We start from the raw sequence: 20,648 nt of genomic DNA, 5'->3' as shown, positions 1-20,648 counted from the left end.
ACAGGCCGCGCAAGAGTTGCGATAAAATGCCTGTTGGTAGCGGTGCCGGTAAGTCGGAAAATGCGGTTAACATTTTAAAATAATTGCATATTTATGCACTAAGAGGTTCAAATCCTGTCTCCCCGACCACTTTTTGCGATAATCATCCAAGAAATAACGCATTTCCCCCTTGCGGAAAGACAAGGTGGTGCGGTCCCCGCCGGCAGAATACAGCTGTGATCACGGGCAAGACTCCGTGTGACGGCAATGGCCGCACCTGGGTGCCACTTCCTGTGGCTGAACTGCGCTCAAGCCTCAAAAGCGTGCAACCAGGCTGATCCTTGCGATGCCACGTTCGAAGCCGGTAGAGGATGCCGCGCTCGAAGAACTGTAATCATAGGCAGCTTCGATATCGATGGCTTGCGAAAGTTGCTGGCGCAGATAGACCGTGCCGCTGACAATGAAGCGTGCGGCACTACCCGCATCGCGTTCTGCACCCGCGTTGGCACGAAACCCATACCAGGTGCGCGGGCCCGCCTGCCCATCGAACCGCGCCGTGGCTTCCATCGCGTGATATTCACTGGGGCTGAAATAGCCCGGTTGATTGACCAGCCGAAAGCTGGTGCCGGTATAGCGCAGACCGACATGGACGCGCGGCGCCATGGCGACGCGCTGTTCGAACTCGGCTTGCCACCACGACTGGCGGTTGCCGTCTGTGTAATCGGCATGGGCAGCGCGCACTGTCAGGCGGCTGCGCTCGGTCGGCAGGACATCAGCAGAGATCTTGAACTGGTCGACCACCACGCGGCTGCGCAAGGTTGGCTCGCTGTCGAGCGTGAAACGCTGTGCACCGAGGTCGATCCGCACCCGATCTTCGGGGAAAAGGGTCAGATAAGCGTCATAGGTGAGATAATCCTGTGTGCGCCCGGGCCCCGGTTCGTCGATGCTGTCCACCCCGATGGTTGCGTTCAGATCGACATTGTCTGACAGTCGCCAGCCCCCGCTGGCGGCGATGCGGGTGACGGTGATGGTATCACCGGGGCCATCGAAGGGGTCGAAGGCGGCATAGGCCAGCCGCGGCCCGACCCGTCCCCGACCCCCGGCGAAACGGTAATCCGCGCCGAGATTGTACTGTTCCACATCGAGCCCATCCGACTGGTCGAAGCGCCGCGCATCGAAGCGCGCTTCGTGGCGTGTATCGCGCGCCAGCCGTTCTAGCAGCCAGCGCGCGCGGGAATCGTCGGGCACGGCGCCAAGGCGGGCGCGCAACGTGGCAGCGGCGCGATCGGGACGGCCGAGCCATTGCTGGGCTTCGGCGGTGATGGTGGTCGCCTCGACTGGATCTGCGGGCTCACCCGGAAGCCGCCCCAGCGTCGCCAGCGCCGCGCGCTGCCGTCCGCGCCAGCTTTGTACACGGGCAAGGCCGAGCAGCGCGCGCTCGTCTGCCGGATCGCGTGCCAAAAGGGCGATATAAGCAGCCTCGGCTTCGGCCTGCCGGTTGTCCCAGGACAGGGCCTGCGCGCGCAGTAGCGCCGCCTCGCGGTCCGACGGATCGAGCGCCAGCGCGGCATCGAAAGCTGCAACCGCGAGAACATACTCCCCGCGCCGCGCCAGTGCACGGCCCAAGCCGGTCTGCGCCTTCTCCATCAAATCGCCCTGCCCGCTGGCGATCACCTGACGGTATTCCGCAACAGCCGCATCAAGGTCCCCCGCCCACGTCAGCTGCTCGGCGAGCTCAAGCCGCCAGTCGGGCCGCGCGCCTTCCGCCTGGCGCAAAGCTTCACGGTAGGGGGCTATGGCCTCGGCATTGCGCCCGGCATCAGCGGCGCGGCGGGCTTCGGCAACGGCTGCTTCGGCGGCATCCTGTGCGGTCGCCGAAGTGGCAGCCAGAGCAACGCCGAGTGCGGTACCCAGCAGCAGGCGGATCATGGCATTAGCAGGCATTGGCAGGTTCCTTGGCACGCATGGAATTGAGGAATGGCGCGGCTCTGAGGCCGACCACGCAGACGAGAATCCACACGGACCAGAAGGCGGCGAAGACCTGCCCGGCATGGACAAAGAATGCGGCCCAGACGACGAGCGTCAGACAGAAGAACAGCTCGAACTTGAGGTAACTCGCGTCCTTGATCGTCGTCTTGGGCCGCGGGGCCCTTCCCGCACCGGCGGCGCCTGCCGCACCGGTCGAGGCGGTTTTGGGGGTGCGCACGAATTCGGCGTGGAGCGGCCCCAACATCCCTTCAAGGAAGGCGCAGAAGTGGTGCGGCATCATGCCGGTATTGAGGATCATGTACGGTACCACTCGGCCAATGCGCAGCAGCCGCGCCCGCCAGCCGTTGCGGCCCTGCAGCGCATAGGTCGGGCGGGCCTCGTTGGCGGCGATGGTCCCTGCAAACGCCGCGAAGAACATCGGCGGGAAAACATAGGCGGCGACCGCGTATTCCATCGCCACAGCACCCAGCCACATGCCGCTCGCGATCAGGAAGGGCAGGACCATGATCCAGATGGTCCACAGGAACCACTGCCATGAAATCCCGGCGAAATAGGCAAGGTAGAGCCGGCGCGCGAAGGATGCGGGGTATCGCATTAGCAGGGTCGGCATATGCAGCCGCTGGAGTTGAGCCCAACCCTGCGTCCAGCGCTTCTGCTGCGAGCGGTAGGCGGCGATGGTGGAGGGCAGCTCTGCGGGCGCAACGATAGTGCCGACGAAGCGCGTGCGGTATCCGGCGAACAGTGCGCGGATACTGAGCTCGCAATCCTCGACGAGGCTTGCCGCGCGCCAGCCGCCCGCGGCCTCGATCGCCCGGCCGCGCCACACCCCGGCGGTGCCGGTGAAGTTGACGAACCCAATCACCCCGCTGCGCCAGGTCTTTTGCAGAGTGTGGTGATCGTCCACCCACAAGGCCTGCGCACAGGTCAGGAAGCTCTCGGTATCATTGAGGTGCCCCCACTGCGCCTGCACAACCGCAAGGTCGGCGAACGGACGCCCGGTTATGTCGTAGAAATGCGGGATTGCGCGGGTCAGAAAGTCGGTCGGGGGGACGAAGTCGGCGTCGAAGATCGCAAAGTATTCCGCATTCGTCTGATGCCGCCCCGCTTCCAGTGCGCCGGCCTTATAGCCTTGCCGGTCGGTACGATGGACCCAGCGGCAATCGACCCCGGTACGCACGGCGATCTCCTCGCAGAAGGCCCGCACCCGGCGGCAAGTTTCGGGATCGGTGGAATCATCGAGCACCTGCACTTCCAGCGCATCGCGCGGCCAATCGAGCGCGCAGGCCGCAGCGATCACCCGCTCAGCCACGGCATCCTCATTAAACATCGGCAATTGCGCACAAACCTTGGGCGTTCGGAGAGGAAGCTTGCCAGGACGCGGGGGGCGTGCAGCGATCCGGAAATAGTCGAAACGCTCGATCAGGCCGAAAAAAAGGAACGAAAGAATTGCGAGGAAAGGTGCGTGCAAAACCGCAGCAATCAGCCATTCGCGCCAATCCGCAGGGCGGGCACCGGGCTCGTGGTGGAAGCTTGCCAGCGCGAAGGCGGTGGACCAGGCGATCATCGCGACAAGGATCGCGGCATCGGCGCGCTTCATGGCCGGCATCCGCAGGGTGTGGCTGGCTCCAGCAAGGCGGAGCACACGGGGGGTCGTCGTGGCATGCACGGGCTTCTCCTGAGCGTGAGGGGAGGCCCGCCGCCGACCCGTGGCGGGACCGATGCCAACCGGACGGGTCGATCCGGCTGGCATCTGGTTAACGGTTCACAAGAGGTGCTTATTCCCGCCCGGCTTGAGAAAATGTTTCCCGTGAAACCTCGGAACAACGCCGACCTAGAGGGGGCCTAGGCGAGGCTAAGCGGGGTCTAGAAGGGGTCAAGGAGGGGTCAGGGGGACGAACAAGGCGAGGTCTGGCACCCGCCAGCCCCCGCCCGCGGTCCCCCAGGCACCCGGGCTTTCAGAAACGTCGGCGATCAGGCCGCAAGCGGCACCGAGCTGGCCCACGCCTCGGCCACGCGTCCGGCACCGCGGTGCAGTGCTGCACCCAGATCGCGGAGCGGGCGCACTCCGGCATAGCGATGATGGTGCCCCGCCCAGCGCGCCTCCCGCTCCCGTTCGCGCTGCTGGCGCAAGACCCGATCGACCCGCGCGCCAAGGCCGGCGCCATTGACGTTCTGGATTTCGAGGCCGGGATAGGCATTGCATTCCAGAACCTGCACGCCGCGCGTCGCATCGATCACCAGATCGACCCCGACATAGCCCAGCCCCAGCGCGCCCGAGCAACGCTGCGCTGCCTGTACCGTCTCGCGCCAGTAAGGGAGGCGCGCTCCGATCAGTGCAACTTCGGTTGAGGGGTGATCCCACACTTCATCCTGCCCCAGAACCGCGCGGAAAATCGAACCGTCACGGAAATCGATCGCCGCGCCAACCGCGCCCTGATGCAGATTTGCGCGCCCTCCTGATTCCTCTGTCGGCAGGCGTGTCATCGCCATCAGCGGCACATCGCCAAGGCAGATGATCCGGATATCGGGAAGGCCGAAGGGAACCATTCGGGCAAACGCGGGATGGGTGCGGATCAGCGGCTCGATCAGGGCGGCATCGGAATTGCTGCCTTCCAGCGAAAGCTCCCCGGCAAGAATGCGCGTCACATGCGCACGTAGCATCCGCACCGTCAGGGTTTCGCCATTGAGCTTGCGCCAACCGCCCCCCTCGCTGGCGGGCAAGCGACCATCGACGAGGATCACCCCTTCCCCGCGGCGCCCGCGATTGGGTTTGATGGCGAAAGCATCGGGCAGGCTGCCATAATCGAACGCGGCCGCCTCGGCCTCGTCGGCGATCAGCGCAACGGTCGGAGGCACCGGCACGCCCGAAAGCGCGAGCCGTTCCTTGGTTTCATACTTCTGGTTCACTCCCTTGATTGCCTCGCGCGGGTTGAGCCGGGCGATCAGGGCATTGCGGCGGTTCATTCCGAGAACGGTCATGTCAGGCTCCCTTGGCAGCAGCGCGGAAACGCGCAATTTCGGACAGGCGCAGGCCCTGATATCGGCCCAGCAGGATCATCAGCACGATGCACACCAGCGGCAGCGCAAGCGGGCGCTCGGCGGCGAGGCTTACCACCGGCGGAGCGGCGACAAGGGCTTGGATAGCGAGCGCGACGGCAAGCGTGGTCGCCGTCATGCGCAGCGCCTTTTTCGGGCCATCGGCTTCAAAGGCATTCCACCACCGCTCGACAATCAGCGCCGTGACCACCACCGGAAACGCACTGACCAGCGCAGGTTGATGGAACTCCAGCGCCATCCCGCCGAGCGCGGAGACCACGATCGCGATGAGCGTGCCGAGAAATCCCACGCGCGAGAGGTTGAGCAGCTTCAGGAACGGCACGGCGGCCATGCCGATCAGGATCGCGGTGGTCGAAATCACCGGCCCGGCAATCGGTCCGGATTGAAGATAGGCCAGCGCCAGCAGCATCGGGGTGAACAGGCCAAAGGTCTTCCACCCCAGCACAGACCGCACGAACACCACCACGCAGGCCCCCATCGGCATCACCAGCAGCAGATGCAGTCCGGGCAGATCCCAAGGGCGTGAGGGATCGCCGAACATGGCGATAACGGCATCGGTGATGATGTTGTCGGACCGGTCGAACAGCGTCCAGACAACCGCGCCGAAGGTCGCGACCAGCGCTGCGGCCAGAGCATAGGCGGTACGCAGCAATGCGATGTCGCCCGGCAGGTGGAGATCGTCAGAACGCATGGCTCACCTCCACTTCGAAGCGATAACCAGAGCGGTCGAATGCCGGATCGGTGGAATTGCGAACAATGTAGCGCGCCTCGCCCGCGATGCGCCACGCGCCCGGGCTCCAGATCAAGGTCAGCTCCGGCCAGAACAGATCGTCCTGACGCGTGCCCCCGCCCGCCACCGGACGGCCGGTGAAGTCGAGCTTCTGGTAGCTCAATTCGCCGCGCAGCCTGAGATCGGCCGCAAGCGGGCGCTGGTAACTGGCTTCGGCCAGCCAGCGCGACAGATCGCGGCGGGCCTCGGCGGAATTGATTTCGTCGTAACGGCCGCGCAGGAAGGCAAAGTGGTTGGCGCCGAAGCGGTAGCGATATTCGCCATCGACCCGGATACCATCCCCCTTGGAACCGGCGGCGTCATCATAGCTGCGCTCCCGCCAGCTCGCGCCGATCTGGACCCGGTTGGCCGCGTCGAGACTATGCATCAGCTCGCCGCCGAACTCCCATTCGTCGGTCGATGTGAATTCGGCAGCAAGGATATTGTCGCTGCGCTCGCCAAAGGCGGTCACGCGGGTCGCATCCGACAGATCGTAGTTGACGCTGAGCCGTGCGGCGTTCTGCCAACGATCGGCGCGGCCCGGATCCTCGAATTCGAGCCGCGTGGTGGCATTGCGAAGCGTCACCGTGACATCGTCTCGGGTCAGCATCAGCGAGGGCGCGGCGACCAGCGCGATCGCATTGCCATCAATCACCTCGTCTTCGCCCGGCGCGGTGGTGCGCGCGGTAATGCCGCGCATGGTGAGCCTGAGGCCCGGCTCGAGCCGCCAGGCCGAGCCGTCCGTGCCATCCTTGGCCTTGGCCTGTGCTTCGTTTTCGTCGGCATCGATGCCGCTGCCCTGTTCGGGCTCATCACTCTGGCCCGTCTCGGCCAGCGCGGCGCCGGCGAAGCAGAACGCCGGGATGCCAAGCGCCAGCGCCTGCATCAGTCTGGGAATTATTTGTTTGGAAGAGGTCACCGAAAGCTCCTGTTGCGGTCCGGCGATTGCGCCGGTTCGTGAAGCAAACGGGGCTGACAGGGGGCTTATTCCCACTGCCTGCAAAGACATCTTTTTTGCCGTGATCGGGAATAGTCGAAGGCCGCCGCACGTTCGCAGAGGTCAGCCTTGCGACAGGAGCCCTGCCGTGCCGCAGCGATCATCAAGGATAATTCTCCGCCACGCGGACGATGGGCGATGATGCGGTCGTGGCTGACGTTCGACGATAGCGTCGGCTGCCTTCGTAGCAGCAATGGCGGGCCTATCGGACGCATCAGAGCGCGCGCCGACCTTTCACAATGATGGCACAAAACTTAACATAGATTGTTATATGCAAAACTTGGCCCTTCGGCCGCTAATTGAAGGTTTAACGATGAAGACAACAACAGCGATCCGCGGCCTTGGGCGCACCACCCTGCTCGGCGCGATGATCGCCATGTCCTCGGCGGCGCAGGCTGACGAGGCTCTGCCCCGGCTCGAGGTGCAGTGGCAGGGCTTCGACATTCGCCTGACCGGCGGTGCTGCATCCCAGGCGGCGGTGTTTGACGACAACGATCCGGCGACCGATTCCCCCGATGCCAAGGTTGATCTCTTCGCGCGGATCAACGCGCAGTGGACCTCGCCCGGCGGGATCATCATCGGGGTAAATGCCGAACAGAACAGCCGCCGCCGTGCCTCCGAAGTGCTCGAAGCAGGCGAAATCTACGGCTTTGTCGCAAGCGATTATGGACGCGTCGAAGTGGGGCTTCAGGACGGCCCCGCCGACACCCTCGCCTTTGCCGCTCCGCTGGTGGCGCTCGGTCAGGTGCGCGGTGAATTCTCGCGCTACGCCGGTACCCAGGCGCTGCTGCGCGCGCTTGATACGCAAGATGCCTTCAAGGTGATCTACCTCTCGCCTCCGGTCGAGGGCCTGCGCGGGGGCGTATCCTACTCGCCCAAGGTGCGCCGCAATCCCGCCGCAGTGGACTCGCGCGAGCGGATCGAGGTGAACGATGCCTTCGAATTTGGCGTGCAATACCAGAAGCCCGTCGGTGACTGGATTCTGGGCGCGAGCGGCGGCTATGCCACGGGACAGGCCGACCCGCTGACCACTCGCGCCGATCTCAACAGCTGGAGCGTCGGCGCAGAGGCGCGGCGCGGGTCCTTGCGGATCGGCGCGGCCTATGTCGATCGCGGCGATTCCAACCGGCTGGACCGCGGGTTCGACCAGTGGGAAGTGAACGGCGGGGTGGGCTGGATCACGCCCGGCTGGGGCGTTGCGGGAAGCGTGGCGATGACCCGCTCATCGGACCGCGAGAATCGCCTCATCGGCGTCGGCGGTTTCTACCGCCTGCATCCCAATATCGAAATCCGCGCCGATGTGGTCTCGTTCCGCGAAGAACGCTTCCTGTTTGCAGTGGACGAGGGCTTTGCCAGCGTGCTCGAGATACAGTTCACGATCTGACGACCCCTGCCATCGAACACGAAAAGCCCGGGCGGTCTGGCGACCTGCCCGGGCTTTTTTGTTGGATCAGCCCCTTACTTTTTGCCGAGTTCGGCCAGTTCGTCCGCGCCGATCAGCGGATCGCTGTCGATCATCGCATCGACTGCCGCGACGACTGCTGGAGCGGCATCACCGCCGGCCAGCTTCATCTCGCCCGCCGGTGCGGCGCGGCGACCATAGGCCTCGATCTGCCAACCGGCATCCGTGCCGCCCGTGCAGGCGAGCGCATCGCTGGTCGCGCCCGCGGGCGCCGCGATCGTGAACTGACGGCATAGTTCGCCGTCGGCATTGCGGAAGGTCAGGACCACTTCACCTTGCCCGAGTGCGGCGAGATCAACCTTCTGCCCGCTCGGCGCAGTGGCGAGCATCGCGTCGAGATCGGCGCTGGCCAGCACCAGTTCGCCGCCGCCCGTGGCCTTCCCGCCGTTGCCTGTCAGAAGCGGACCGCCGATCATCACGCCCAGCGCAAGGCTGGCGGCCATCGCGCCGAATTGCGGCCAGCGCCAGCTGCCATGTCCGGCATCATTGGCAGGCGTCGGCAAGCTGCGCGGCTGGGCAGCGCGCGCAGCGGCCAGATCGACCACCTGCGCAACATCGGGAGCCTCGCGCGCTGTGACCGCCGCGACCAGGCGTTCCGGCACCGGCGCTGCGAGCACCGGGGCATAGGCATCGCGCACGGCCGATCCGGCTGGCTCGGCTGCGGCCAGCCCCTCGGCTCTTGCGGCCAGCGCCGGATCGGCATTGATCGCCGCCTCGATCGCATCGATCAGCGTCTCGTCCTCAAGCGTCCCGTCGAGGAACGCAGCAAGCTGGGCATCGGTGAAGGACTGGCTCATTGAACTGCCCTTTCCTCGGTCATGCGTTTCGCCAACGCCGCCTTGGCGCGCGACAGGCGGCTCATTACCGTGCCGATCGGCAAGCCGAGCAAATCGGCCGCCTCGCGATAGCTCAGCTCCTCGAGCATCACCAGCGCGACCACATCGCGCTGTTCGGGCGGCAAGCCGTCCACTGCGGCACGCACCATTCGCGCCTCGGCGCTGGCTTCGACCACCGCCACACCATCATCGCCAGCCAGATCGAGCATCTCGCCGATATCATCGTGGCCCATCCGGTTATGCGCCCGGCGCCGGTCATCAACCCAGTGGTTACGGGCAATCCGGAACACCCAGGCATCAAGCCGGGTTCCGGGCTGCCATTGGTTCAAATTCAGCATCGCTTTCTCCAGGCTCGCCTGGACGACATCGTCCGCATCGGCGATCGACCCCGTCAGCACCCGGGCGAAACGGCGCAGGCGCGGGATCAGCGCGATCAGCGCCTGCCTTGTCGTTTCGTCCGGAGTCATCGGGCGGTTCATGAGACCAACGGTTCAGCGAGTGGAAACATTCCGTCCATAGACAGGTCAGCGGAATAAAAGAACAGTCAGTTTCGTATCTAAGAAGAATAGGAACGAAAGACCGCTTCCGGCTTTATTTGGCGGGGGCTTTGGGGACAATCGATGCAGATCAGGATCATCGTCGCATATCTGCTGATGCTGGGTATGGTGGGCGGCACCATCATTATGGCGTGGCCGGTCCCGCTCGCAGCGCAGGATGCGGGTGGCGATGATGATGACGATGACGACGACGATGGCGGTGACCCTGACGATCAGGACCCTGGTGAGGGCGACCCCGACGGCGACGATCTAGGCGACGACGATCCTGGCGGCGATGACTTGGGTGATGACGATCCGGGGGGTGATGACGATCCGGGGGGCGGCGACGATGCCGGAGATGACGACGGCGCAGGTGGCGACGGCGGCGATGACGGCGGAGCAGGCGGCGGCGATGACGACGACGGCGCTGCTGGCGGTAATGATGATGACGGGGCTGCTGGCGGCGACGATGACGACGGCGCAGCCGGCGGCAACGACGGTGATGACGATGATGGCGGCACAGCCGGCGGAGACGATGATGGCGGCGGCAATGACGACATCACCGACGATCGCGGTGACACAGACGACGGCGGCGATGATCTCGACGATGACCCCGGCCAATGGCTGCTTACCAGCGGCGAGACCGAGGCCGAACGCGCCGCACTCGACGAGCGCGACCGTATTGACACCGATGGCGACGGTTTCCGCTATCGACGCGGCGAGTTCATCGCGCTTGATCTGACCAGTGGCGATTTGGCTGAACTCAAGACCGGCGGCTTCACCGTCGTCGAGAGCACCCGCCTCGCATCGGTCGACGGCACGCTCTTGCTGCTGCGCGGCCCCGCCCAGATGAGCGATCAAGCCGCGCTCGACGCGCTTGAAGCGATCGCCGATCCCGACACCATCGGTTATAACCACCTGTTCGACAGTTCTGCGGTACAGACCAAGCGCAGCAAGCAGGGCAGCCCCCCGCAGCGGATCGCCTGCGGGTGCCAGATCGGCCTGATCGATACCGGGATCGCCACCGACCTGGCCTATTTCAAGCATGTCACTCTGAGCCAGCGGGCCTTCAACAGCAAGGCCGCCGAGCCCCGCTTGCATGGGACGGCGGTCGCGCACCTGATGGCCGGAACCAAAGCCAATCCGGCAGCGCGCACGAAGCTGTTCGTCGCCGATATCTTTGCCGGCCCGCGCGAGACGGCGGGATCGAGCCTTGCGCTGATCAAGGCGCTGGACTGGCTGGCTGCGCAGGGCGTGCCGGTGATCAACATCAGCCTGTCCGGCCCGCGAAACCCGACCGTGGCCGGTGCAATCGCGCGCATCAACAAGCGTGGCCATGTGATCGTGGCGGCAGCGGGAAATGATGGTCCCGCCGCACCGCCAGTATTCCCCGGCGCCTATGACAATGTCGTTGGCGTCACTGCGGTTGACGCGCAGAACCGGGTCTATCGCTACGCCAACCGCGGCGAGCACGTCGACTTTTCGGCCCGCGGCGTAGCCGTTGCCGCGATCGACGCCAAAGGCCTTCTGCGCGATGCAACCGGCACCTCCTTTGCCGCACCGGTTGTCGCAGCAAGGCTCGCCAGCCAGATGACCAAGCCCGATCCCGCCGCAGCCCGGCGCGTGATCCGCGCGCTTGAGACCGAAGCGCGGGATCTCGGCGCGCGCGGGCGCGATCCCATTTATGGTGCGGGCCTCGTCGGAGCCGATCAGTGATGGCGGGACATATCGCCGCGGCATCGCTGTCCGTTGCCGCCGCCGCTGCCTTTGCCGCGCCGGTCCCTCTGCCCGATTACGAGCCGGGTGATGCCTTCGTCTTTTCGGATGGCCGGGTTGAACGGGTGATCAATGCCGAGGGCGCGACGATGACCTGGGCGGGCCTTGGCGGTACGAGCTACCAGCGCAGTCGCAACTTCGTCGTTCCCGTCTTGGAATGGCGCAACGGGCGCTCCACCGGCCGGCGCGAGGTGCACGGCAAGCCCGACGCCCTGTGGCCGATCGGCAAGGGCAAATCGGCGCGCTTCCGGGTCGTGACCGAAACCAAGGCAAATGCCCAGTCGCCGGTCCGGCGCTCTGTCAGCCTATGGGTCTGCAAGGCCGGCAAGCTCAAAGCCTACACTGTCAAGGCGGGCACTTACGATACGATCCCGGTCAAGTGCGATCGCTACTCCCCGACGACCATGCGCCTGCTCGAACAGCGCGAATGGGATTATGCGCCCGAACTCGGTCACTATGTCCGGCGCGTCACGGTCAATTACCTGCGCGGCACCACCCGCACCGTCGAACTGGTGGCGGCCCTATCGGGGCCGGCGGCGAGCAAGGCACGATTGACGGCATTGGCACGCGCGGCGCGCCAGTCAGGCGCGACCGGCAAGCGGCAGTAGGGCCATTGCCTCGCCTGCGCCCTGCCCGGCGGCCCCCCGGATCGATCAGACGCTCACCCCGAACAGCCGCCCGACGGCGGCGGTGACAGCCATGGCGAACACCCCCCAACCGACCACCCGCGCGACGGCCGGGACCATCGGCGCCGCGCCTGCCTTCGCTCCGAGCGCGCCGAGGATCGCGAGAGCAAGGATCGACACGGCGACCACCGTGACAATGATGGCCGCCGCCGGGGCCAGCCACGCCGCAACCAGTGGCACCGCCGCAGCGGCGCTGAAGGTAACGCCAGACGCCAAAGCCGCCTGCAACGGCCGCGCCGCAAGATGCTCCGAGAGGCCGAGTTCATCGCGCACATGCGCGGCCAAGGGATCAAGCGCGGTCAGTTCACGCGCCACGGCAGCGGCAGTCTCTGCGCTCAGGCCGCGCGCGCGGTAGATGCCGGCCAGCTCGGCCTCTTCGGCGGCAGGTGTTTCGGTGAGTGCTTCGCGCTCGCGGCGGATATCGGCGCGCTCGGAATCTGCCTGGCTCGAAACCGAGATATACTCGCCCGCTGCCATCGACATCGCCCCCGCCATCAGCGCGGCAATCCCGGCGATCATGACTGCCTCCGGCTCAGGCGTTGCGGCCGCCACTCCGATAATCAGCGAGGCAACCGAGATGATCCCGTCATTGGCACCCAGTACCGCTGCCCGCAGCCAGCCGGTGCGGTGGACATAATGCGGATCATCGGGATGGGCGCTGTCCGCTGCCATGACTTGCTGCTTCTGATAAGAGGGGTTTGCGTGTCCCGTTGTCCGCCTTCCGCCCCGCGAAAGCAAGCGCGGACGGCCGTTCAGACGGCCGACCACCCGGCGTCGATCGTCAGAGCTGACCCCGTCACCACCCGCGCTGCCTCGCTCACCAGATACATGACTGCCGCCGCCGATTGCTCGGAACTGATCTTCTCCTTGATAAGATGCGGGGTCAGCTGGAGCTCGTAAGCCTCGTCGACGCTGAGCCCCCGGGCAGCGGCGACTTCGTCCGTGGCATGGGCCACCATCGGGGTATCGACCAATCCCGGGCACAGCGCGTTGACGGTGATCCCGTGCGGCGCAAGCTCGCCCGCCATCGCCCGCGTCAGGCCCATCAAGCCGTGCTTCGAGGCGCAGTAATGGGCATAGCCGGGCGTCCCGACATGCCCCGCGACCGAGGCGATGTTGACGATCCGCCCGCCCTGCTGCTGCGCGATCATATGCGGCACCGCCGCGCGCGCCATGCGCCAGGCGCCGGTCAGGTTGACGTCGATCATGGTCGTCCACATCGCGTCATCAAGCTCGTGCGCAGGGCGTCCGCCCGTCAGGATCCCGGCATTGTTGATCACGATATCGATCCGCCCGAAGGCCTCAAGCGTCGCGGCCATGAAGGCATCGATCTGCGATTGATCGCGCACGTCACAGGCCATCGCCACTGCCTTGCGACCCTGCGCTTCGATCGCCTGCGCGACTTCACCGAGCGATCCGCCGAGCGCATAGCCGACGGTTTCGACAGCCGCCGCACCGACATCGCAGATCGCGACATCCGCGCCCGCCTCGGCCAGCGCGAGCGCGAACGCACGCCCCTGACCGCGCCCTGCACCCGTAACCAGCGCCGCCTTGCCTGCAAGTGATCCTGTCATGGCCTCTCCCCTCCGATCCGGAAGAGAGACTATCGCAACCGGCGCGTTTCCCAAGCGGCTGAAATGCTAGTCTCCGGATACACGAAGCCCGCCCTTGCCATGGGCAAGAGCGGGCTTGTGTTTGTGTGGCAATGAGGCGCTTTAGAACCGCACTTGTACCGTTGCGCGAGCGCCGTGGTCGGTTTGGGTGGAGCCGATCAGGCCGGTGTATCCGACCGAGATCATGAGGTTCTCCTCCAGTTCCAGCACGGCGTCGAAGCGTCCGGCGAAGGCCACTTCGTCGAGCTGCGCGGCGTCGATGGCGAAGGCCTGCTGCGGAGCGGCGGCCAGCGCGATCAGGGCCTGCGGATCGCGGTCGCCCAGCTGGGCACGCGCACCGAGCGAACCGCCCAGACGCAGGACCTTGCCGACCTTGACCGATCCGTCGATCCCGCCGGTCACCGTGCCGGTCGAGTAGCTCTGGCGGGCGACATCAAGCGCCGCAGCGCCGCCTGTCTCGCGCAGACCATCCAGCTTGAAGGTGCCGATCGAACCGGCCACGAAGGGACGGATCAGCGCCTTGCCGGCCTCGATCGTGTAGGACAGCTCGGCAAAGGCCTGACGCCCCTTGCCCTCGGTCACGCCGACATTGGTCTCGGCAAAGCCGGGCAGGTTGATGTTGCGGAAGGCCCGCAGATCAACCTCGGTCAGATAACCGCCCAGCGTCACGCCGAACCCGCCGGTGGTGAGCGATGCGTAAGCACCAGCACCCGACTGCTCGACCTCGCTCGCCGATCCGCGTGCGTCGATGGTGACATCGCTCTGGATCTGCATCCCGAACACACCCGCGCGCCAGCTGCCGTTCTCGTTCGCCTTGCCGTAATCAAGGCCGGTGACGAAGCCCATACGGTCGGTGTCGAAGGCGGCGGCATTGCCGTCGCTATCGCCATCGCCCCAACCGCCGAACAGCTGGCCCCAGGCGCCCACGCCCGAACCCGCACCGGGCGTCGTGCGTGCCGCCATCGCCGCCGAGGCAGCACGGCCCAGCACCGCTTCACGCAGCAGACGCTCCTGCTCGATCCCGACGCCGGCCGCGGTCGCATAGACCTCGCCCGAGAGCTGGTCGAAGGCACCCGGCAGCTGCGCGGTCGGCAGGGCATAGATGTTGAACAGCGGTTGCGGGTTGTAACCCGCGGCCACCGCGCCATCGATGCGGTTCACCACCGAACGCTGGTTGGCGGTAAGCGCCGTGTTGCCGACGATGTTGCCAAGCGTGTTGGCTGCCATGCGCAGACGGACCTGGTTGGCGGTGTAGACCAGTTCGGGCCGGTAAAGGATGCCGAACCCGGCCGTGCCGGTGGTGGCGCTGAAGGTCCCGGTGCGCCCGCCATCAGCCTGCAACAGCACGATCTCGCTATTGAAGGCGTAGGTGCCGCCGAGGTTGGTGAGCGCGGCCGTACCGCCAAGCGCCGCCGTGCCGGTCGCGAGGATCCGGTCGGAGGGGCCAGTGGCACTGACTTCGAACTGCACCGTGCTGCCCGCCTGGAGCGTGACGTTGCCATTGACGTTGAGCGTGCCCGGGCTGGTGCCGGGTGCAACCGTGCTGCCGCTTTGTGCGATCAGACCGCCGATCACGCCGGTGCCCGACAGGGTCGTGCCCGTCTGCACCGTGACAACCGAACGCGACAGGTTGCCGTTCACGCGCAGCTCGCCGCCGCGAACGAAGGTGCCGCCGGTGAAGCCGCTGCTGTTGCCCGTGAGCGTCAGCAGCCCAACGCCGGTCTTGTCGAACAGGCCCGCACCCGCAATCGATCCGGCGTAAGTGCCGGCCGTGGTTTGCGCGAATTCGAGCGCTGCGTTGTTCTGGATCGCGCCCTGCAGCGAAGTGGTGTTGCCCACCAGACGCCCGCGGCTGATCAGAGTGCCGCCGCTGTAGGTGTTGGTCCCGGTCAGCGTGGTGGTACCGGTGCCATCCTGCACGAACATCCCTGTGCCGCTGATGTTGCCGGCAAAGGTGTAGGCATCGGAACGGTTCACCAACAACGTGCCGTTGTTGATCACCGGACCGATGATCGAACCCGTGGTCCCGCCACCGCCCAGCTGCAACACACCGCCACTGATCGTTGTGCCGCCGGTGTAGGTGTTGGTGCCGGTCAGAACGAGGCCGCCAGTGCCGACCTTCACAAGGCCGCCGGTGCCGCCAATCACACCGCTGAACTGCGAATTGACCGCATCGCGACCCGTAGTGAGGGTGCCAGCACCCAGGTTCATCTGGCCCGCACCCGACAGCACGCCGATCGTGGTGTTGAACCCGCCAAGGTTGAACACACCGGACGTAGTCTGTTCGAGGATGCCGATCCCCGTGGTGGTGCCGGTCAGCGTGATAGTACCGGCGTTGTTGATGTTACCGTTCATCACACCGGCCAGCTGGGCGATCGCGGTGCCCGCCTGATTGGACAGCAATCCGTTGACCGTCCCGGTCGAGATAAAGGTGCCCGAGTTGCCCACGGTTGCAGTGATCGCGCCAGCGTTGGTGACTTGGGCGCCGCTCGAGATGAACAGCGCTTGCCCTGCGTTGAGCGCGATAGTCCCGCCCGCGCGGTTTATCAGCCGCGCGTTCGTCCCGTTCAGACTGACTGCGAGCCCGCTCAATGTGCCCGAGTTGTCGAACAGCCCGTTGGTGATGAGCGAGGAGTTGGCCGACCCGTTGCTCCACACACCGGTGTTGGTGATCGTTCCACCGCCATTGATAACGAAGGCACCATTCCACGTGCCCGCATTGCTAAGCGTGGCAAAGCTGAATCCGTTGCCGTTGACCGTGCCGCCCACCTGATTGGTGAAGGTGCCCCCGGTTTCCGCGCGCACGTCCCCATTGATCGTGCCGGAGTTGGTTGCCGTGCCGAAGGTCTGCAACGATCCATTGACCGTGCCAGCATTGGTGAAGATCGCAGCATTGCGCACCGGACCGGCAATCACGCCGCTCGCAGCAAGCGCCAGCGTACCGGCGTTGACGAAGGTCGTTCCGGTATAGGTGTTCACGCCGGTCAGCGTGAAGGTGCCGGTGCCGACCTTGGTCAGGGTGCCCGCACCGGAGATCACACCGCCGAAGGTGGTCGAGGTGTTGTCTGTCCCGGTGGTCAGCGCGCCGCCGCCCAGGGTGACTGTGCCTGCTCCGGCAAGGCTGCCGAGCGAGGCCGCAAAGCCTTGCAAACGCAAGCTGCCGGTGCTGGTCTGATTGAAGGCCCCGCTGGCGGTCAGCGGGCCGATAACGCGGACGGTGCCAGCGTTGGTGATCCCGCCGTTTACAGTACCAGCAAGGCTGGCCGTTGCGCCCGCATTGTTGATCAGACCTCCATCGAGGGTCCCCGCCGAGCCCAAATCACCATTATTGGTGACCAGGCCGTTTACCGTGCCTGCGTTGAGGAAGATTGCATTGTTAAGGACCGCACCCGCCAGTGTACCAGCGGAATCAAGGAGCAGTCCACCGTCTGAAACGGTGGTCAGGCCTGTGAAGGTGTTCGCTCCATTCAGGGTCAGCGTGCCGCTGCCCACCTTGGTCAATGCGCCCGAGCCCGAGATCACGCCGCTAAAGGTGCTAGAGGCGTTGCTGCCGCCAGTGGTCAGCGTCGCCGAGCCCAGCTGCACCTGACCGGCGCCCGAAAGGCGGCCGATCGTGGTGTCAAATCCGGCGAGGTTGAAGATACCCGTGCCGGTCTGATCAAAGCCCATGATGCCAGTGGTGGTTCCGGTGAGCGTCACCGTCCCCGAGTTGACAATGAAACCGTCGAACACACCCGCAAGGTTGGCAGTGCCACCCGCATTATTGGCGAGCGCACCGGTGAAGAAGCCGGTCGAAATCAGGGTGCCGTCATTGACGAAGTCACTCGACAAGCTGCCCGCGTTCGTGATCGTGCCCGTATTCAAGATGTCGGCGGTGAGGCTGCCGTTGTTGAGCATCGTACCGTGGTTGGTGAGGAAGCTCGTGCTCACGATGCCGCTGCCGGCGATGTTGAATGTCGCACCGGCGCGGTTGGTGATGGTGCCGACGTTCACCAACTCGCCTGCGACGGTAAAGCCGGGATTGACGGTGCTGGTGTTGTCGATGCCGGTCAGGCCCGTCCAACGCGTCCCAGCCAGCACCTGCACAGAGCCGCTGCCGCTGTTGGTGAGGAAGCCGTCGCTCGACAGATCGCCGTTGACGATCAGCGTGCCGCCGCTGTTGATTGCGCCGTTAAGGACGCCGGAGACGATCGCATTGGTGCCAGTAAACTGGGTAAGCCCGCCAAGGATCGTACCGGTCGAAGTAAGGTTGCCGGAGTTCAGGAACCCGCCATTGACGGCCCCCGCATTGATGAAGGTGGCGTTGTTGCGGACAAGACCTGAAATCTGCCCGCTGGCAGCCAGCACCATCGTGCCTTCGTCCACCTGCGTCACGCCGGAAGAGGAGTTCACGCCGGACAGCGTGAAGGTGCCGGTACCCATCTTGATCAGGTCACCGCCGCCCGCAATCGTGCCACTGAAGGCCGAAGACGTGTTGTCGGTGCCGATTGTCAGGTTGCCCAACCCGAGCAGGATCGAGCCAGCGCCGTCGAGGCTGCCAAGGGTCGCGTCAAAGCCATCGAGGTCGAAGGTCGCACCCGCGGCCTGGGTGAAGCGGTCGATAAAGACGCTGTCCCCGATGCTCTCGATCGTTGCGTTGTTGAAGATTGCGCCATCGATCCGGCCGGAAAGCAGTGCCAGACCATTATTGGTGAGGCCACCGAACACGCGGCTGCCACCGTCCATGGTAAAGGTCGCGTTGTTCAGGACCGATCCGGCAAGGCTGCCGCCGAACAGGACCAGATTGCCGCCCCGCACTTCGGTGAGGCCGGTATAGGTCTGCGCACCGGCGAAGACCTGCGTGCCGGCGCCCTCCTTGATGACCCCGCCGCTGCCCGAAATCTGGCCGAAGAAGCCGATCGCGCCGCTGTCGTTGTTGATCGTCAGCGTGCCCGCGCCCAGTTGCACGGTGCCGCCGCCGCCAAGGCCGCCGACGCTGGCATCGAAATCGTTGAGTTCGAGGCTGGAGCCCGAAATGCTCTGCGTGAACGATCCGACAAAGGTGCTGTCGTCGAGCAGAATAACGCGGCCATTGTTGACGGTGTTCCCGTCAACCCGGCCATCGATTTCCGCAATGTTGTTGTTGGTGAAGTCACCGAACACGCGACCATCGAGGATGAAGCGCGAATTGTTGAGCACCGATCCGGCAAGGCTGCCGCCCGCCACCACGAGAAAGCCGCCATCAATCTGGGTGAGCCCCGTATAGGTCTGGTCGCCGACGAAGACCTGCGTGCTGTCACCAACCTTGGTCACGCCGCCGCTGCCCGAAATCTGGCCCGAGAAGCCGGTCGCGCCGCTCGTCGTGCCGATTGTCAGCGTCCCCGAACCCAGCTGCACTGTGCCGCCGCCCGCAAGTGCGCCCATGCTGACGTCAAAGTTGTTGAGTTCGAACTGCCCGCCGACAGCCTGCGTGACCGTCCCGAGATAGGTGCTGTTGCCGAGAGTGGTGATCCGGCCATTGTTCTGAACCGCGCCATCAACCTGACCGAAAATCTCGGCAAAGCTATTGTTGGTCAGATCGCCGAACAGGCGGCTACCGGTGACACCGCCGACCGAGAAGCCGGCGTTGTTGATGACCGGTCCGGCAAGGCTGCCGTCGTACAGAACGAGGAAACCGCCATCGATGGTGGTGGTCCCGGTGTAGGTGTTGTCGCCGAGCAGCACCTGCGTGCTGCTGCTGGTCTTGAGCAGGTTGGCATTGCCCGAGATCGCGCCACTGAAAGCCGTCGGAGGCGCGCTGGAATTGCCGATGATCAGCGTGCCCGAGGTGACCTGAAGATCACCGAAGCCCGACAGGCTGTCGATGCTGAAGAAGCCCGCGCCGGGGTTGAAGGTCGTCGTACCCGAAGCGATGTCGATACCGCCGATCGTGATGCCGATGGCATTAACGGTGTTCGTGCCCGCAAAGCGAATCGCGGGCGCACGCGACGAAAAGTCGCCCGACTGGCCACCGATAATGGTGCCCGTATTGTTGAGCGTGATGTTTGTGCCGATCAGACCAACGCCGCCCCGGCCCGCGACCGAACCTGCGCCGCCATTGCCACCAATAAGGGTGCCGGCGTTGTTGAGCGTGCCGCCGATTTGGATCGCGCCAGCGCCGCCGTTACCGCCAAAACCTGCAACGACTCCGGCGCCGCCATTTCCGCCCGCACCGCCCCTCACCAACAAGCCTGCGCCCGTGTTCGTGGTGCTGGTTTGGATCAGGAGCATGCCGGGTCCAGCATCGCCGCCATTGCCGCCATTTCCTGTCGCGCCACCAGCGCCACCATTGCCACCAGCGCCGCCTCGGATATTCGTAGTGCCAGAAAGGCCAAGGTTATAGACCGCATTGAACGTGAGGCGGCGCGCACCCCCGGCCCCGCCGCCGCCGCCCGATCCTGACCCATCGCCCGCGCCGCCGTTACCGCCGCCCGACCAATTGGTTGTAAAGTTCGTTTCAGAAACGGTGGCATTGAAGGTGTTGGAACGCGTGAATGTGGCGCCACCACCACCACCACCACCGCCATTTGGTGTGGTCGCATTCTGGCCGTTCTGGCCGGGGCCGGAAAAGTTGCCAACGCCGCCCGCACCGCCGGCCGCTCCACCTTCGCCGGCGCCGCCCGCGCCAGCTGGGCTACCAGCGCCACCTCCTCCGCCGCCCGCTCCGGCAGCTACGCCACCGGCACCCGGGCCACCGGCACCCGTCGAACTTGAAACGCCGCCCGCACCGCCGCCGCCGCCGCCCGCGCCACCCGCGCCGAGATCCTGCGCATGGGCTGCACCCGGCGCGAGCATCAGACCGGCCGCAGCGACTGCGCTGATCGCCGGGAGAAGCGCCGTGGAGCTCAAAAGCCCCGAAGCCGCCAGCTTGCCAAATGAAACAACCTTACCAGCAGCAGGCTTACGCGAACGCACTTCGACCATGTCGAT

General features: G+C 65.3%; 13 protein-coding genes. 3 read left to right on the top strand and 10 right to left on the bottom strand.

Annotation, left to right across the window (positions count from 1 at the left end; genetic code table 11):
- Window positions 1–294 precede the first annotated feature (294 nt).
- From KVF90_RS09435 to KVF90_RS09415, 5 genes are all read right to left on the bottom strand, one after another.
- On the bottom strand, window positions 295–1,923 hold the full coding sequence (locus tag KVF90_RS09435) for a tetratricopeptide repeat protein (RefSeq protein WP_264391339.1): 1,629 nt from the start codon (window positions 1,921–1,923) through the stop codon (window positions 295–297).
- Window positions 1,913–3,565 (bottom strand): glycosyltransferase family 2 protein, encoded by a 1,653-nt coding sequence (locus KVF90_RS09430; RefSeq protein ID WP_264391338.1) that lies wholly within the window; start codon window positions 3,563–3,565, stop codon window positions 1,913–1,915. Before KVF90_RS09430 ends, KVF90_RS09435 begins: the two co-directional genes overlap by 11 nt.
- A 374-nt stretch (window positions 3,566–3,939) precedes the next feature.
- Entirely contained in the window at window positions 3,940–4,947 is a 1,008-nt protein-coding gene (locus KVF90_RS09425; protein ID WP_264391337.1) for a sugar-transfer associated ATP-grasp domain-containing protein, read from the bottom strand.
- A 1-nt stretch (window position 4,948) separates the two neighbouring features.
- Complete coding sequence (locus tag KVF90_RS09420; protein WP_264391336.1) at window positions 4,949–5,716, bottom strand: 7TM domain-containing protein; 768 nt, start codon at window positions 5,714–5,716, stop codon at window positions 4,949–4,951.
- Window positions 5,706–6,713, bottom strand: a complete 1,008-nt coding sequence (locus KVF90_RS09415) for a hypothetical protein (RefSeq protein WP_264391335.1) — start codon at window positions 6,711–6,713, stop codon at window positions 5,706–5,708. Before KVF90_RS09415 ends, KVF90_RS09420 begins: the two co-directional genes overlap by 11 nt.
- Before the next feature lie 391 nt (window positions 6,714–7,104).
- Here KVF90_RS09415 and KVF90_RS09410 point away from each other — a divergent pair, with 391 nt between their 5' ends.
- Window positions 7,105–8,175, top strand: coding sequence for a porin (locus KVF90_RS09410; protein WP_264391334.1), 1,071 nt, complete (start codon window positions 7,105–7,107; stop codon window positions 8,173–8,175).
- A 74-nt stretch (window positions 8,176–8,249) separates the two neighbouring features.
- On the opposite strand, the gene KVF90_RS09405 is transcribed toward KVF90_RS09410, so the two are convergent.
- Window positions 8,250–9,050, bottom strand: coding sequence for a hypothetical protein (locus tag KVF90_RS09405; protein WP_264391333.1), 801 nt, complete (start codon window positions 9,048–9,050; stop codon window positions 8,250–8,252).
- Window positions 9,047–9,568: an RNA polymerase sigma factor gene (locus KVF90_RS09400; RefSeq protein WP_264391332.1), complete on the bottom strand. Its 522-nt coding sequence runs from the start codon at window positions 9,566–9,568 to the stop codon at window positions 9,047–9,049. Before KVF90_RS09400 ends, KVF90_RS09405 begins: the two co-directional genes overlap by 4 nt.
- Window positions 9,569–9,709: 141 nt before the next feature.
- Between KVF90_RS09400 and KVF90_RS09395 the strand changes: the two genes are divergently transcribed.
- Together KVF90_RS09395 and KVF90_RS09390 are read left to right on the top strand one after the other, a co-directional pair.
- A complete protein-coding gene (locus KVF90_RS09395; protein WP_264391331.1) occupies window positions 9,710–11,341 on the top strand; it encodes a S8 family serine peptidase in 1,632 nt (543 codons plus the stop codon).
- Window positions 11,341–12,009, top strand: coding sequence for a hypothetical protein (locus KVF90_RS09390; protein ID WP_264391330.1), 669 nt, complete (start codon window positions 11,341–11,343; stop codon window positions 12,007–12,009). Before KVF90_RS09395 ends, KVF90_RS09390 begins: the two co-directional genes overlap by 1 nt.
- A 45-nt stretch (window positions 12,010–12,054) precedes the next feature.
- Here the strand turns inward: KVF90_RS09390 and KVF90_RS09385 are convergent, their stop codons facing one another.
- The 3 genes from KVF90_RS09385 to KVF90_RS09375 form a co-directional block, all read right to left on the bottom strand.
- Window positions 12,055–12,759 (bottom strand): VIT family protein, encoded by a 705-nt coding sequence (locus KVF90_RS09385; protein WP_264391329.1) that lies wholly within the window; start codon window positions 12,757–12,759, stop codon window positions 12,055–12,057.
- 80 nt (window positions 12,760–12,839) lie between these two features.
- On the bottom strand, window positions 12,840–13,661 hold the full coding sequence (locus KVF90_RS09380) for an SDR family NAD(P)-dependent oxidoreductase (RefSeq protein WP_264391328.1): 822 nt from the start codon (window positions 13,659–13,661) through the stop codon (window positions 12,840–12,842).
- A 141-nt stretch (window positions 13,662–13,802) separates the two neighbouring features.
- A complete protein-coding gene (locus KVF90_RS09375; RefSeq protein ID WP_264391327.1) occupies window positions 13,803–20,642 on the bottom strand; it encodes an autotransporter-associated beta strand repeat-containing protein in 6,840 nt (2,279 codons plus the stop codon).
- Window positions 20,643–20,648: the final 6 nt, after the last annotated feature.

The organism is Porphyrobacter sp. ULC335, from assembly GCF_025917005.1.
Lineage (GTDB): Bacteria > Pseudomonadota > Alphaproteobacteria > Sphingomonadales > Sphingomonadaceae > Erythrobacter.
The sequence above is the reverse complement of the archived record's forward strand: the minus strand, read 5'-3'. Positions and strand labels throughout refer to the sequence as shown.

Coding starts and splice junctions, on each gene's coding strand:
- KVF90_RS09435 (WP_264391339.1), bottom strand. CDS start 1,923: ATGCCTGCTAATGCCATGATCCGCCTGCTGCTGGGTACCGCACTCGGC.
- KVF90_RS09430 (WP_264391338.1), bottom strand. CDS start 3,565: ATGAAGCGCGCCGATGCCGCGATCCTTGTCGCGATGATCGCCTGGTCC.
- KVF90_RS09425 (WP_264391337.1), bottom strand. CDS start 4,947: ATGACCGTTCTCGGAATGAACCGCCGCAATGCCCTGATCGCCCGGCTC.
- KVF90_RS09420 (WP_264391336.1), bottom strand. CDS start 5,716: ATGCGTTCTGACGATCTCCACCTGCCGGGCGACATCGCATTGCTGCGT.
- KVF90_RS09410 (WP_264391334.1), top strand. CDS start 7,105: ATGAAGACAACAACAGCGATCCGCGGCCTTGGGCGCACCACCCTGCTC.
- KVF90_RS09405 (WP_264391333.1), bottom strand. CDS start 9,050: ATGAGCCAGTCCTTCACCGATGCCCAGCTTGCTGCGTTCCTCGACGGG.
- KVF90_RS09400 (WP_264391332.1), bottom strand. CDS start 9,568: ATGAACCGCCCGATGACTCCGGACGAAACGACAAGGCAGGCGCTGATC.
- KVF90_RS09395 (WP_264391331.1), top strand. CDS start 9,710: ATGCAGATCAGGATCATCGTCGCATATCTGCTGATGCTGGGTATGGTG.
- KVF90_RS09390 (WP_264391330.1), top strand. CDS start 11,341: ATGGCGGGACATATCGCCGCGGCATCGCTGTCCGTTGCCGCCGCCGCT.
- KVF90_RS09385 (WP_264391329.1), bottom strand. CDS start 12,759: ATGGCAGCGGACAGCGCCCATCCCGATGATCCGCATTATGTCCACCGC.
- KVF90_RS09380 (WP_264391328.1), bottom strand. CDS start 13,661: ATGACAGGATCACTTGCAGGCAAGGCGGCGCTGGTTACGGGTGCAGGG.
- KVF90_RS09375 (WP_264391327.1), bottom strand. CDS start 20,642: ATGGTCGAAGTGCGTTCGCGTAAGCCTGCTGCTGGTAAGGTTGTTTCA.